This is a genomic window from Psychromarinibacter sp. S121, from assembly GCF_049801035.1.
GTDB lineage: Bacteria > Pseudomonadota > Alphaproteobacteria > Rhodobacterales > Rhodobacteraceae > Psychromarinibacter.
The window spans coordinates 533,876-548,519 of the sequence record NZ_JBNAGE010000001.1 but is presented as its reverse complement, the minus strand read 5'-3'; the positions used below and the strand labels follow the sequence as shown (position 1 = coordinate 548,519).

The 14,644-nt window shown below is 66.7% G+C and carries 11 protein-coding genes; 9 read left to right on the top strand and 2 right to left on the bottom strand.

Going from position 1 to position 14,644, the window contains the following annotated elements; translation table 11 throughout:
• Window positions 1-82 precede the first annotated feature (82 nt).
• Window positions 83-1,531 (bottom strand): aldehyde dehydrogenase, encoded by a 1,449-nt coding sequence (locus ACP156_RS02720; RefSeq protein ID WP_425049750.1) that lies wholly within the window; start codon window positions 1,529-1,531, stop codon window positions 83-85.
• A 41-nt stretch (window positions 1,532-1,572) separates the two neighbouring features.
• Window positions 1,573-3,312: a thiamine pyrophosphate-requiring protein gene (locus tag ACP156_RS02715; RefSeq protein WP_425049749.1), complete on the bottom strand. Its 1,740-nt coding sequence runs from the start codon at window positions 3,310-3,312 to the stop codon at window positions 1,573-1,575.
• 102 nt (window positions 3,313-3,414) lie between these two features.
• Between ACP156_RS02715 and ACP156_RS02710 the strand changes: the two genes are divergently transcribed.
• The 9 genes from ACP156_RS02710 to ACP156_RS02670 all read left to right on the top strand — a co-directional run bounded on the left by ACP156_RS02710 (window position 3,415) and on the right by ACP156_RS02670 (window position 14,635).
• A complete protein-coding gene (locus ACP156_RS02710; protein WP_425049747.1) occupies window positions 3,415-4,167 on the top strand; it encodes an IclR family transcriptional regulator in 753 nt (250 codons plus the stop codon).
• Between the two features lie 122 nt (window positions 4,168-4,289).
• Entirely contained in the window at window positions 4,290-5,192 is a 903-nt protein-coding gene (locus ACP156_RS02705; RefSeq protein WP_425049746.1) for a MurR/RpiR family transcriptional regulator, read from the top strand.
• Between the two features lie 187 nt (window positions 5,193-5,379).
• Complete coding sequence (locus tag ACP156_RS02700; RefSeq protein ID WP_425049745.1) at window positions 5,380-6,681, top strand: ABC transporter substrate-binding protein; 1,302 nt, start codon at window positions 5,380-5,382, stop codon at window positions 6,679-6,681.
• 148 nt (window positions 6,682-6,829) lie between these two features.
• Complete coding sequence (locus ACP156_RS02695; RefSeq protein ID WP_425049744.1) at window positions 6,830-8,734, top strand: ABC transporter permease subunit; 1,905 nt, start codon at window positions 6,830-6,832, stop codon at window positions 8,732-8,734.
• Window positions 8,735-8,745: 11 nt separating this feature from the next.
• Complete coding sequence (locus tag ACP156_RS02690) at window positions 8,746-9,747, top strand: ABC transporter ATP-binding protein (RefSeq protein WP_425049743.1); 1,002 nt, start codon at window positions 8,746-8,748, stop codon at window positions 9,745-9,747.
• A gap of 68 nt (window positions 9,748-9,815) precedes the next feature.
• Window positions 9,816-10,967: an amidohydrolase/deacetylase family metallohydrolase gene (locus tag ACP156_RS02685; RefSeq protein ID WP_425049742.1), complete on the top strand. Its 1,152-nt coding sequence runs from the start codon at window positions 9,816-9,818 to the stop codon at window positions 10,965-10,967.
• Window positions 10,964-12,454 (top strand): aldehyde dehydrogenase family protein, encoded by a 1,491-nt coding sequence (locus ACP156_RS02680; protein WP_425049741.1) that lies wholly within the window; start codon window positions 10,964-10,966, stop codon window positions 12,452-12,454. The genes ACP156_RS02685 and ACP156_RS02680 overlap by 4 nt, the downstream gene beginning before the upstream one ends.
• 22 nt (window positions 12,455-12,476) lie before the next feature.
• Window positions 12,477-13,016: a hypothetical protein gene (locus tag ACP156_RS02675; RefSeq protein WP_425049740.1), complete on the top strand. Its 540-nt coding sequence runs from the start codon at window positions 12,477-12,479 to the stop codon at window positions 13,014-13,016.
• Window positions 13,013-14,635 (top strand): GMC family oxidoreductase, encoded by a 1,623-nt coding sequence (locus tag ACP156_RS02670; protein WP_425049739.1) that lies wholly within the window; start codon window positions 13,013-13,015, stop codon window positions 14,633-14,635. Before ACP156_RS02675 ends, ACP156_RS02670 begins: the two co-directional genes overlap by 4 nt.
• The last annotated feature ends 9 nt before the right edge of the window (window positions 14,636-14,644 follow it).

Here is a 14,644-nt window from a genome sequence, read left to right as displayed (position 1 = left end):
CACCCAACCCTCGGATCACTCCCCCCAACCCAAAAGGGGCGCACCTCCCGGCACGCCCCTCCCCTAACTCATCCGCCCCCGATCAGAACGGATAGTGCTGCCCCGGCTGTTCGATGGTGATCCAGCGGGTTTCGGTGAAGGCGTCCACGCCCTGCTGGCCGCCGAACCGGCCGTAGCCCGAGTCCTTCACGCCGCCGAAGGGCATCTGCGCCTCGTCCTGCACCGTCGGACCGTTGATGTGGCAGATACCGGCCTGCAGCCGGTCCACCACGTCCAGCGCGCGGGTGATGTCGGACCCGAACACCGCCGAGGACAGGCCGTATTCGGTGGTGTTCGCCAGTTCGACCGCGTGGTCGGTGTCGCGGGCGCGGATCACGCAGACCACGGGGCCGAAGCTTTCCTCGGTGAACAGCGGCATCGCGTCGGTCACGTGGTCGACGATGGTCGCGGGCATGATGGTCGAGTCCTTCGGCGCGCCGCCGGTGGTGACCTTGGCCCCCATCTGCACCGCCGAGGCGATCAGCCCGTCGACCTTCTGGATCGTGTCCATATCCACCACCGAGCCGATCACGACCTGCTCGGTCGGTTTGCCCACCGGCAGACCGGCGGTCTTCTCGGTGAATTTCTTCACGAACTCGTCCGCGATCTTGTCGTCCACGATCACCCGCTCGGTCGACATGCAGATCTGGCCCTGGTTCATGAAGGCGCCGAAACAGGCGGCGTTCACCGCCGCGTCGATGTCGGCGTCTTCAAGGATCACCAGCGGCGCCTTGCCGCCCAGCTCCAGCAGGCAGGGCTTCAGGTACTTGCCCGCCTGCTCGGCGATGATGCGGCCGACGCGGGTCGAGCCGGTAAAGTTGATGCGGCGGGTTTTCGGATGCGCGATCAGCGCGTTGACCACCTCGGGCGCGTCCTCGGCAGAGTGCGTCACCACGTTCAGCACCCCGTTCGGCAGGCCGGCGCGCCGGAACACCTCGCCGATCAGCATGTGGACGCGCGGGCATTTCTCGGACGCCTTCAGGATCACCGTGTTGCCGCAGGCGATCGGCATCGCCACGGCGCGGACTCCAAGGATGATCGCCGCGTTCCACGGCGCCATGCCGACCAGAACGCCCACCGGCTTCTTCTGCGCCATCGCCAGCGTACCGGGCTTGTCGGATGGGATGACCTCGCCCTTCAGCTGGGTCGTCATCGACGCCGCTTCGCGCAGGATCTTGGCGGCGAACATGGCGTTGAACCCGGCCCAGGGCGCGGTGCAGCCGACCTCGTCGACATAGGCGCCGATGAACTCGTTGGTCATCGCCTCCATCTCGTCGGCGGCCTTGTTCAGCAGCGCGCGACGCTCGGACGGGCCGGTCCTGGACCAGCTGGCAAAGGCGGCATCGGCGGCGGCGACGGCGCGGTCGACGTCGGCCTTTCCGGCAGCGGGTGCGGTGGTGGCCACGGCGCCGGTCACCGGGTTCTTCCGGTCGAAGGTCCGCTTCGAGACGGCTTCGGCTTCCTGGCCGTCAATGAACAGGTCGATCTTCAAGGGGTCATCCTCCTCCTAAAAAGTGCAGTCTTCGGGCGGCGTCAGTCGCGCCCGATGGAAACTTCGATCAGCGCCAGACCCTTGTCGGCGCGGGTGTGGGCCAGCGCCTCGGCCAGCGCGGTCTCGAACCCTTCGGCGGTCGAGACCTTGCGGGCCCACGCCCGGCTGGCCTGCGCCACGCGGACGAAATCGGGGCTGGGCTCCAGCGCGGTCAGCGGGATCTCGTTCGACCGCGCGGCATAGCCGTTGGGGTACAGGCCCACGACGGACTGGCGCACGGCGCCCCACTCGGTGTTGTTCAGCACGACAAGCACGACCGACAGTCCCTTCGCCTCGGCAATCTGGTGGCACGCCACCGGGTTCGAGAACATGTAGGATCCGTCGCCCATCGTCGCGATCACGGTTCGGCGAGGATCGGCCATCTTGAAGCCCAGCGCGGTCGGGAAGCTCCAGCCCAGCCCGCCGGAATGGGGTTCCTGGTACCATGCCTTGGAATGGCCCAGCGTCATCGGTCCCATCGGGCAGCCGAGTTCCGAGAACACCGTCGCCTCGTCCCCGTCGATCGCGTCGGACAGCGCCTTGGCGACCCACGCCTTCGTCAGCTGCGGCGCATCGCGGCCCGCCTCGGCGGCGCGCAGCCGCGCCTCGCGGTCGGCCTCGTTGCGTTTGGCCACCATCGCCGCGCGCTTTTCGTTGCGCGCCTTCCGGCCCGACAGCCGCGCATCCATCGCCGCCTTCAGGGCGCGGATGGAATCGCCGGTCTCGCCCACCAGACCAAGATCGCAGCGGAAGTTCCGCACGCCGGTCCGGCTGTGCAGCGGATCGGGTCCCATCTGGATCACCTGCGCATCCTCGCGCGGCTCGGCCACGTCTGGCGCCCACGGTGCAAGGCTGTTGATGACAAGGATCGCGTCGGCCTCTTCCAGCAGCGGCTTGGGGTCGGGGCCCGCCGCCATCGGGTGATCGGTCGGGATCGCAAGCTGCACCGCCCAGTACTGGCACACCGGGATGCCCCATTCCTCGGCCATCTCGGCCAGCGCGCCGAAGGCGTGTTCGTCCCCAGCGCCGCGCTGCGCGAAGATCACCGGAGACTTCGCCTCGGCAAGGTAGTCGGCGGCAAGGTCGATCTCGGACTGCGGCGGCACCACGGCGCCCGCCTGCATCTGCGGGCGGCGGCGGCCCCGGTCGGCGGGGATCGTCTCGCACAGCACCTCGCGCGGCAGGCTGACATAGACCGGCCCCTTGGGGCTGGAGGTCGCGATGCCATGCGCGCGGTCCATCACGTCATAGACCTGTTCCGGGAAGCGCAGTTCATAGTCCCACTTGCACGCCTCGCGCACCAGCGCGGTCTGGTCGAGCATCTCCTGCCCCCAGCCGATCGGCACGGTGCGCACGCCGAAGCGGCCGCGTTCCAGCGTGGGCGTCCGCCCCCCGATCAGCAGCACCGGGATTTGCTCGGTGGCGGCGTTGATCGCCCCCATCGACGCATTCGCAAGGCCGACGTTCGTATGCACCATCACCGCCTGCGGGCGGCCCGATGCAAGGTAATAGCCATGCGCCATGCCCATCGCGGCGCTTTCGAACGGCATCACGATGGCCTCGGGCAGCTTCATGCCGCGCGCGCTGGCTTCGGCCAGCCCTTCGATGATCGGCGGGAAGTCGGTGCCGGAGTTCGCGAAGATCACGTCGACGCCCAGTTGCCCAAGCCGCGTCAGCAGCCCCGCACCTGCGGTGATCGTGGTGGCCCCTGCCGTCGTCTCGGCGTTGCTGTCGTCGCGCATTTCGCTCCTCCCCTTGACTTCATCTCAATATTTGAGAAACTAAATTCATAATATGATTTATGGCGGGTCAGAGTCAATCCGGCCCGCCCCGACGGAGGGCGCATGAGCACACCGCTGAACGGATCGCTGCTGCGCGGGTTCGAGATCCTCGGCCTGTTCTCGTCCGACCGGCCCGAGATCACGGCGGCTTTGGTCCAGCGGGAACTGGACCTGAACGCCGCCACGGCGCACCGTTTCCTTGCCACGCTGGAAGCCGCGGGCGCGCTGCATGCGGTGCGGCGGGGGGCCTATCGGCTGGGCACGGCGCTGACCGAACTGGGGCGGCTGGCAGAGGAAACGAACCCCGCCCTGCGCCGCATCCAGCCGATCCTCGACGAACTTCGCGACCGGCTGAACGAATCGGTGATGGTCTGCCGGCTGTCGCGCCGGGGTCCGACCTGCGCTCTTGTCGCCACCGCCGACCGGCCGATCACGGTCAGCATCCGCACCGGCACGACGCTCAGCCTGCTGAACTCCGCGCAGGGCCGGTTGTGGCTGGCGGACCTGACCCCGGCGGACCGGCTGGCGCTGGCGCAGCGCACCCACGACATGCCCGAGCCGCAGCTTCGCGCCGCCCTTGACGCGATGGCCCCGGAACTCGACCGCATCCGCGCCGAAGGCGTTGCGCGCAACGCTGGCGACGCGGAACCCGACATCGGCGCGGTTGCCACGCCGCTGCGCGACCGCACCGGGAAGATCGCGCTGACGCTGTCCGTTTTCGGACCTCTGAACCGCTTCACGCCCGACCACGCGCGGCAGGTCGAGCCGCTGATCCGCGACGCGGCGGCGCGGGTGACCGCCCTTCTCGACGGCTGAGGCGCGACGGCGCCCGGACGAAACTGGTTCGTCATCACAACCAATTGTGTTAACCAAACTCCCCGAACGGCCAGAGACCGCTGCGAAACCGCGGCCTTCGGCAGCGGACCGGAGACCCCGCGATGACGAACGCACCCGCCGAGACCGGCCAGACCGACATCAATTCCGACGTACTCGGCCGCATTCACCAGATGATGCCCACCCTGTCCCGGACCCAGCAGAAGATCGCGACCGCCATCATTTCGTACCCCCGGCTGTTCGTGGAAAAGCCGATCGAGGAACTGGTGCCGTGGATCGGCGTTTCGGCGCCCACCATCACCCGCTTCTGCCGCGCCGCCGGATGCGACGGCCTGCGTGACATGAAACTGAAGGTAATGGGCGGCATGCGCGTCGGTGCGCGGTATCTGGAAGAACCTGCGCCCCCCACGACTTTCGAGGCGATGCGCGAACAGGCCGCGATGCGCGCGCAGAACGGCATCGTCGATGCGATGCGCCTGCCCGAGGATCTGGTCGAGAAGACCATCGACCGCCTGCTGGGCGCGCGCGTCATTTACGCCTTCGGCAGCGGCGGCGTGTCGTCGTGGCTGATCGAGGAGGTGCAGAACCGCCTGTTCCGGCTGGGCATGAAGGTAATCCCCTGCCGCGACGGCGTGATGCAGTCGATGTTCGCCTCGACCACCAGCCGCGATGACGTGGTGCTGTGCTGCTCGTTGGGCGGCAACAACCGGGCGGAACTGGAGGCGATGCAGATCGCGCAGGAATACGGTGCCTACTGTATCGCGCTGTGCCCGCCGGGCACCCGGATGCAAGAGGCCGCCGACCTTGCCCTGCCCATCGAGACCCATGACGACGGCGATGTTCTTGGTCCCACCTCGGCCCGGTATTCCATGCTGTTCGCCATCGACCTGATCTCGTTCGGAGCCGCGATTCGGTCGCGGACGCTGGCAGCAGAGTCGCTGCGCCGCCTGAAGCAGCAGTTCGTGTCGCATATCGACCCGGACGATCGCCGTCCGCTGGCCGACTGATCTAAAAATGCAAAAATTTGACCGAATAGTTGTCATATTTTTGGTCAATTTTGAAATTCGACAGGCGATTTGATCCAAAAATAAAAATTTTTAGTTGAACGGCATTCGGATCTTTCCAAGGCTGAAGGCAAGACAACTGGCGGCAAACGCCGGGAAGAAAGCCATCTCCAGCAAGGGAAGTTCTCCTATGAATAGCAAATTGGACCAGTTCCTCGCCTCGCGTCGGCAGGTGCTTCAGGGCGGCGCCGCCGCGCTTGGCGCATCGACCATGCTTGGCCGCAGCGCCTTCGCCGCGCCCGCCGAAGCCATCTCGTTCATCGGCTGGCAGTTCCAGCCCCAGATGGTCGAGGAAAACGTCGGCATCTTCGAGGAACTCTACGACGAGAACGTGAACTACGAACTCGTCAGCGGCGAATACCACCCCATCGCCGAGACCCGCCTGATCGGCGGCGAGCAGATCGACATGCTGTACGGCGAAGAAGACCGCGTGGCCCGCTGGAACATTGCCGGCTGGACCCGCGACCTTGAGGGTCTGCCGGGCGTCGAAGAGATAAAGGAAGGCCTGTACCCGGCCTCGCTGACCTCGCTGTCGCTGCCCGACGGTCGCCTTGCCGCGATGCCCTACTACGCCGGGCACCTCGCGTTCATGTACAACGAGGATGCGCTGGCCGAAGCCGGCCTTGAAGTGCCCACCACCCTCGACGAACTGCTCGACGCCTGCCGCGCGCTGAAGGAACAGGGCATCTCGGACGCTCCGTTCAACGGCGCCTGGGGTCAGGGCTGGCCGGAACTGTCCTGGTCGATCTTCGGCACCTGGTACGCCGAGGGCGCGCAGGTGTTCGACGCCGAAAGCAACTTCGTCGACGAACCGGCGCTGCGGAAGGTGCTGGAATTCTACCGCACGCTCTACGCCGAGGGCCTTGTGGTCGAGGACATCATGACCCAGCCGAACGAAGGCATCCCCGCCTTCTCGTCGGGTGCGCACGTGTTCACCTTCGCCCACGACTACAACCAGTCCGTCTTCAACAACCCCGAGTTGTCGCAGATCGCGGGCAAGGTGAAGAACGCGCTGATGCCGGGCGCCACCCAGTCGACCTTCGCCTGGACCGCGACCTACATGATGGGCGCCAACTCGGACGCCGACCGCGTGTGGAACATGCTTCAGTTCTTCGGCGGCAAGGCGGCCGACGGCGAGTACCACGTGTGCAAGAAATGGGCCCTGACCTTCGGCCTTGGCTCTGCCCACAAGGAACTGATGGCCGACCCGGATGTCGTCGCCAGCTTCAAGGAGTGGCGTGAACTGGACATCACCAACGACCAGATCAGCAAGGCCACCGCCCGCGCCGTCGCCAAGGAGATCTGGTTCTCGGAGTGGGACCTGTTCATGATGCAGCAGGTGCAGGAATACATCCGCGGCGCCGGCGACACCGACAGCCTTGTCGCCGCTCTGGCCGAGCAGGCGGAAAGCCTGAAGGCGGAATACCTCTGAGACAGCCAACGGTCCGGGCGCGCGCTTCCTCTCCGCGCCGCCCGGCCACAGAGGTAACGGCTCGTTTCGCGAGCCACGCCGCCGGGCCGTTCTCCCAGGGCCCGGCGGCACATGCACCAACTTCCAGCGCCGTCCGCAGGAGACCGATTTGACCGCCGTCGAAACCGAACCCCAGGCCATCCCGCGCCCGAAGCGCAGCCGCCGCCGCAACGGTCGGGCCCGGCCGCCGCTTTTCGCCTATCTCGCCACCGCTCCCACCCTGCTGCTGGTGCTTCTGGTGGTCGGTCTGCCGCTGGCCTATTCGATCTGGCTTGCCACCCACAAATCCAACCCGATCACCAAGAAGACGACCTTCGTCGGCCTCGACAACTTCAAGACGGTTCTCGCGCAGGACAGCTTCTGGAACGCGTTCTACCGGACGATCTATTTCGTCGGTTTCTCGATGGTGCTGACCACGGTGCTGGGCATCATCATGGCGCTGGTGCTGAACAAGGCGTTCCGCGGGCGCGGCTTCATGCGGTCGGTGATGCTGGTGCCGTGGGCGATGGCCCCGGTGTCCATCGGCGTTCTGTGGTCCTTCATCTACGCGGGCGACATCGGCACGCTGAACGGCATCCTCAATGACCTTGGTCTTGGCTTCCTTGCGACGCCATGGCTGGGCAACAACACCCGCGCACTGAACCTCGTGGCGCTGACCCACGTGTGGAACCAGACGCCGCTGACCGCGCTGATGGTCCTGGCCGGGCTTCAGTCGATGCCTGCAAGCCTGCACAAGGCCGCGATGCTGGACGGCGCGGGACCGGTCACGCGGTTCTTCCAGATCACCCTGCCATGGCTGAAGCCGACGCTGCTGTTCGTGTCGATCATCGCGACGATCAACGCGCTGATGGCCTTCGACATCATCATGATCATGACCGGCGGCGGCCCGGGCGAGGCGACCACCGTCTTCGCGTGGCTCGGCTATGTCTATTCCTTCCAGTTCCTGCGCTTCGGCCAGGGCGCGGCGATGCTGTACATCCTGACCGGCCTGTCGTTCCTCTTGGCGATCGTCTACGTGCTGGTGCTCAGCCCGCGCCGCCGCAAGGCGCGCACCGCCGCCGTCGCCACGACGCCGGACAGCACGCTGCAGCGCATCCGCCGCCCCTACAGCATCACCCCGCCGCCGCCGCGCGACCCGGTTCTGTCGCCGCGCACCCGCGCCATCCTGTCGGACATCGGGTTCCGTGCGATGGTCGCGCTGATCTTCATCTGGTCGGCGGTTCCCGTTCTGCTGCTGGTGATGATGAGCCTGACCCCGGCCAGCGACCTGATCCGCACGCCGCCCTCGGCGATCCCCTCGGGCTTCACGCTGGACAACTTCAAGGCCGTGCTGTTCCCCGATGGCGGCACCACCTCGGTGCAGGCCCGCCGCGTGCCGCTGTCGCTGATGAACAGCTTCATCATCGGCGTCGTAACCGTGGCCGTCGCGCTGGCGATGGCGCCCTTCGCGGGCTACGTCTTCGCCCGCTGGCCCCGCGCCCGCGCGTTCCAGGCCGGTCTGTGGGCCATGCTGTTCACCCGCATGACCCCGGCGCTGACGCTGGTGCTGCCCTTCTTCGTCATCTACCGCACGCTTGGCCTGATCGACACGCGGACCGGCATGGTCATCGCGCACCTGTCGATCCTGCTGCCGCTGGTGTCGTGGATGATGAAATCCACCTTCGAGGGCGTACCGAAAAGCCTTGATGCCGCCGCGCGCATCGACGGCTGCACCAACTTCCAGATGATGACCAAGGTGCTTCTGCCGGTGATCCGGCCGGGCATCATGGCGGCCGCGATCTTCGGCTTCCTCGTCAGCTGGAACGAGTTCCTGTTCGCCATGATCCTGACCTCAACGCCCGACAGCCAGACGATCACCGTCGTTCTGTCCGGCTTCCTGCAGCAGGCGCGGTTCCACGAATACGGACCGATGTTCGCAGCCTCGGTGCTGTCGGTCCTGCCGCCCGTGATCATCGCGTTCGTCTTCCAACGATACCTCGTCCAGGGCGCATTGTCCGGCGCGGTCAAAGGCTGAGGAGTAGTCCAATGGCTTCCATCACCATCGACAACGTCATCAAGGACTACGGCACCACCCGCGTCCTGCATGGCCTGAACCTCGACATCCGCGAGGGAGAGTTCGTGTCGCTTCTCGGGCCCTCGGGCTGCGGCAAGTCCACGCTGCTGTTCTGCGTCGCCGGGCTTGAGCCGATCAGCGAAGGCCAGATCCGGTTCGACGGCACCGACATGGCGCAGCGCAGCTCGCGCGACCGCAACATCGCTCTCGTGTTTCAGGACTATGCACTTTACCCGCATATGTCGGTGCGCGAGAACATCGCCTTCCCGCTGAAGCGCCTGAAGGTCGACAGCTCGACCATCGAGGCGCAGGTCAAGTGGGCGGCCGAGACGCTGGGCCTGTCGGCCCTGCTGGACCGCGCGCCTTCGGACCTGTCGGGCGGGCAGCGCCAGCGCGTCGCCGTGGGCCGCGCCATCGTGCGCAACCCCGCCGCGCTGCTGATGGACGAACCGCTGTCGAACCTCGACGCTTCGCTTAGGGTCCACATGCGGACCGAGATCAAGCGGCTGGCGCGCGACCTTGGCCTGACCGTCCTGTTCGTCACCCACGACCAGGAAGAGGCAATGGTGATGTCGGACCGCATCGCGGTGCTGTCGAACGGGTATCTGCAGCAGTTCGCCGAACCGATGGAGGTCTACCGCAACCCGGCCAACCGCTTCGTGGCCGAGTTCATCGGCTCGCCCAAGATGAACCTGCTGCCGGCCTCCGACGGCAAGGTGCTGATGGGCCTCCGCCCGCAGGATCTGACCCCCGCCAATGCAGCGGACGCGCCGGACGCCTATGCGGTCACCGGCAACGTCGCGCTGATCGAGCCCGCCGGCCCGCATTACTTCCTCGACGTAATGGTGAACGGGCAGATGATCAAGGCGACCGCGAACGAGATCGACGGGCTGGGCCAGGGATCACAGGTCAAGCTCACCGCACCGTCGCACCGCGTCTATCGCTTCGACAGTGACAGCGGCGTGGCGCTCTGACCGACAGCAAAGGGACAGGCGGCGGCCCAACAGCCGCCGCGAACGAAGACAACGAAAAGGAACATTGTATGAGTTTCGACCTTCTCCTTCGCAACGGGCACGTGATCGACCCCGCTCAGGGGATCGACGGCGTGCAGGACGTTGCGCTTAAGGACGGCAAGGTGGCGGCCATCGGCCCCGACCTTGGCGGCGACGCGAAGGAGGTCTCGGACCTGTCCGGCCTGATCGTCACGCCCGGCCTGATCGACCTGCACACCCACGTCTACTGGGGCGGCACCTCGCTGGGGATCGACGCGGACCTGTTCGCCAAGACATCGGCCGTGACCACCGCCGTCGACACCGGCAGCGCCGGTCCCGGCAACTATCCCGGCTTCAAGAAACACGTGATCGAGCCCGCGACCGCGCGGATCCTCGTGTACCTTCACGTCTCGTTCGCGGGCATCTTCGCCTTCTCGAAGAATATCATGGTCGGTGAAAGCCACGACTGGCGGCTGATGGCCCCGCGCGAAGCGGTGGCGGTCGCCAAGTCCGATCCCGAGAACATCATCGGCATCAAGGTCCGTATCGGCAAACACGCCTCGGGTCCCTCGGGCATCGACCCGCTGGTGATCGCGCTGCAGGTGGCGGACGAGACCGGCCTGCCGCTGATGTGCCACATCGACGAACCGCCCCCCTCGTACGAGGCGGTCGTGGACATGCTGCGCCCCGGCGACGTGCTGACCCACTGTTTCCGCCCCTTCCCGAACTCGCCGCTGACCGGCGACGGACTGGTGAAACCCGCCGTTCTGGCCGCCCGCGAGCGCGGCGTTATCTTCGACATCGGTCACGGCATGGGCTCGTTCGGCTGGGATACGGCGCGCGGTATGATGGCCAACAACTTCCCGCCCGACGTGATCTCGTCCGACGTCCATGCGCTGTGCATCGAAGGCCCGGCCTATGACCAGGTGACCTCGCTGACCAAGTTCCTGCCGCTGGGCATGAGCCTGTCCGACATCATCCGCTCGTCGACCGAGACCCCCGCCAACGCGATCCGCCGCCCCGAGCTTGGCTCGCTGAAGCCGGGCACCCCGGGCGACGTCTCGGTGCTGTCGATGAAGAAGGGCAGCTTCGATCTTGAAGATGTGCTGGGCGAGATCGTGACCGTCGACGAACGCCTGTTCGCCGAAGGCTGCGTGATCGGCGGCAAGTGGTTCCAGCAGGCCGGAAAGGTCGTGGCATGAACGAACAGGCAAAAATCACGGCGGCGGACCTGCCCGCCCTCGCCCGCAACCCAGCGAACTTCATCGCCGGGGCGTGGGACAACGCGGAAAGCGAAACCTTTCCGGTAGTGAATCCCGCCACCGGCGAGACCCTCGCGCATCTGCCGAAAAGCAGCCGCGAGACCGCCCGGCGCGCCATCGCCGCCGCCAACGCGGCACAGCCCGCCTGGGCGAAGGTGCCGCTGTGGAACCGCGCCGCGCTGTGCGTGAAGCTGGCGGATGCGATCGACGCCAATCTCGAAGACCTCGCCCGCATCCTGTCGATGGAACAGGGCAAACCGCTGGCGCAGTCCATGGGCGAGGTCGGCAAGGCCGCCGACGGCTTCCGCATGAATGCGGAACTGGTCAAGTACATGACCGGCGAGACGATCCCGGGCGAGACGCCGGGCCGTCAGGTCATCACCCGCCGCTTTCCGCGCGGGGTCTACGCGGTCATCACCCCGTGGAACTTCCCCGTCAACATCCCGACCGAATACCTCGCCCCCGCCATCGCCACCGGCAACACGGTGGTCTGGGTGCCCGCACCCACCACCTCGCTTGTCGCGGTGGCCTTCATGCGGGTGCTGGCCGAGGGCGGGCTGCCCGAGGGGCTGATCAACCTTGTGCTGGGCGAAGGCGCGACCGTCGGTGACGAAATCGTCGTGAACCCCGGCACGCAGGCCATCGGCTTCACCGGTTCGGCGGCCACCGGCAAGCGCATCGCGGAACGCGGCGCAGGCAAGCCGATGATGCTGGAACTGGGCGGCAACGGCCCGATGATCGTGCGCGCCGACGCCGATCTCGACAAGGCCGCCGAAGCGGCGGCGGGCGGGGCTTTCGGCAACGCGGGCCAGATCTGCGCCGCCACCGGCCGCGTGCTGGCGCACGAGGACGTCGCCACGCCGCTGGCCGAGAAGATCGCCGAACTCGCCAAGGCACAGGTCGTCGGTGATCCGATGCATCAGGGCACGACAATGGGGCCGCTCAACAACGCCGCCGTCGCCGCCAAGGTGGCCGAGCACGTGTCCGAAGCCATCGCCGACGGCGCCCGCGTGCTGGCGGGCGGCAGCGCCTTGCCCGATGCGGGCAGCGGCCTGTTCTACGCGCCGACCGTGCTGGACGGCGTGACGCCCGAGATGCGGATCGCCCGCGAGGAAACCTTCGGCCCCGTGGTTCCCGTGATCGCCCTTGGCGACGACGCGGAACTGATGCGGGTAGCGAAGGACACCGAGTACGGGCTGTCGATGTCGATCTTCTCGAAAGACCTCGAAACCGCGATGGCGATGTCCGGCGAACTCTCCGCCGGGATCGTGAACATCAACGAGGGCACGACCTACTGGGAAATCCACATGCCGTTCGGCGGCGGGTCCGGCACCAAGTCGGGCATCGGCCGGATCGGCGGCAAGCACACTCTTGAAGCGATGACCGAGATCCGCATGGTCTCGGTTCCCATACCCCATTTCGGTTAAGTCCCGGAAAAGGAAACGGAAGATGACACTACAGGACGCAAAGAAGGGCGCGTTGCTTGCCAAGCTGGCCCCGTCCGTCGCCGCCTTCGTCGACGAGCTTCTGCCGGGCGGCGACGGCTGGCCGTCGGGCGCTACGATCGGCGTGCAGTTCCCGCTGGTGGAACGCCTGATCGAGCAGAACGGCGAGCAGGCGCTGATGGCGCTGGCCGAGACGCTGGACCGGATCGGCGCGCCGTTCGACGGCATGGACCCGGACGCGCGGGTCGCGGCGGTGAAGTCGATGGAAGCGAACGAACCGGCCCGCTTCGGCTGGCTGCGCGACGCGGCATTTCAGGCCTACTATGAAAGCCCGATCGTCGTGACGCTGATCGACGCCGCGGGCACCCCCTACAAGATCCTGCCGCACGTATCGGGCTATGACCTGCCCAGGTTCGACCGGGCCACCCAGACCCCGCGCCACAACCGGGGCCGCTACATCCCGACCGATCAGGTCGCTCCGGTCGACACGTCCGGCCTGAACCTCGACACCGTGAAAACCGACAAATGGGGGCTTCAGCGATGACCGCCGAAAAAGAACGCGACGTCCTCGTCATCGGCTCGGGCGCGACCGGCGCCCTGTCGACCATGGTGCTGGCGCAGGCCGGGCTGGACGTGCTGTGCCTTGAACAGGGCGGCTGGGTCGAGAAGAACGAGTTCGCCCACACCCACACCAACTGGGCGTGGCAGCGCGCGACGAACTGGAACCCGGACATCACCCGGCGCGACCATCCCGACGACTACATGATGGGCACCGACAGCAGCCAGCCGCTGATGTGGAACGCGGTGGGCGGATCGACCAACGCCTATGGCGCGATCTGGCCGCGCTATCGTCCGTCGGATTTCCGCAAGGGCGACGAGCACGGGATGCAGCCGAACTGGCCCATCGCCTATGAAGACGTCGCGCCGTTCTACGAGCGGGTCGACGCCATCCTCGGCACCTCGGGCCTGACCGGCGACCCGGCGATGCCGCCGCGCCCCGAATGCCCGACCGGCCCGCTTCCGTTCACCAAGGCGGCGAAGAAGCTGTCGGAAGGCTTCGACAAGCTGGGCTGGCACTGGTGGCCCGCCGAGGCCGGCGTGATCTCGGAAGACTATGACGGCCGCCCGGCCTGCAACAACTGCGGCCTGTGCAACGGCTGCCCGCGCGGATCGATGTCGATCTACTCGCAGTCGGTCTGGCCCAAGGCGCTGGAAGCGGGCGCCGAGCTTCAGACCCACGCCCGCGTGCTGAAGATCCTGACCGGCCCGGACGGCCGCGCCACCGGCGCGCGCTGGAAGAACCGCGTCACCGGCGAGATCGTCGAGACGAAGGCCAAGATCGTCATCGTCGCCGCCAACGGCGTCGGCACCCCGCGCCTGCTGCTGGCGTCGGGCATCGGCAACTCGTCCGACATGGTGGGCCGCAACCTGCTGCACCACACCCTTGTCTCGGCGCAGATCTGGGTGGACGAGCAGGTCGATGGCCAGATGGGCTATGTCGCCTCGGTCCTGGGCCGCGAGTTCGCCGAGACCGACACCTCGCGCGGGTTCGTCAACGGGTTCAACTTCAACTGCACCACCTCGGCCCCTTCGGCGGGCGAGATGGCGACCGGCTGGATGAGCGGCACCAAGGCGCCATGGGGCAAGGACCACCACAAGTGGATGGAGAAGCGGTTCGGCCACTCGATTGGCCTGTTCGCCATCGGCGACGACCTTCCCAACCCGGAAAACCGGGTGTATCTCGATCCCACCGAGACCGACGAGGACGGCATCCCCGTGGTCAAGATGCACTATGAACCCGGCGAGAACGACAAGCGCATGATGAACTACATGCTGGATCGTCTTCAGGACCTCGGAGAAGCCTGCGGCGCCTTCGACATCCAGTTGAACGACTACCGCGACGCGGACGGGGTCTATCGCACCCCGGCGTGGCACATGATCGGCACCTGCCGCATGGGCGACGACCCCGCGACCTCGGTCGTCAACGGCTGGCACCAGTCCTGGGACGTGCCGAACATGTTCATCGTGGACGGCTCGGTGCTGGCGACCGGCGGCGTGGTGAACCCGACGCCGACGATCTCGGCGCTGGCGCTGCGGGCCGCGGAGTACATCCGCGATAACTTCGCCGATCTCACCACAACCGAGCGGACGCTGGCCGCCTGAAAGACGGAA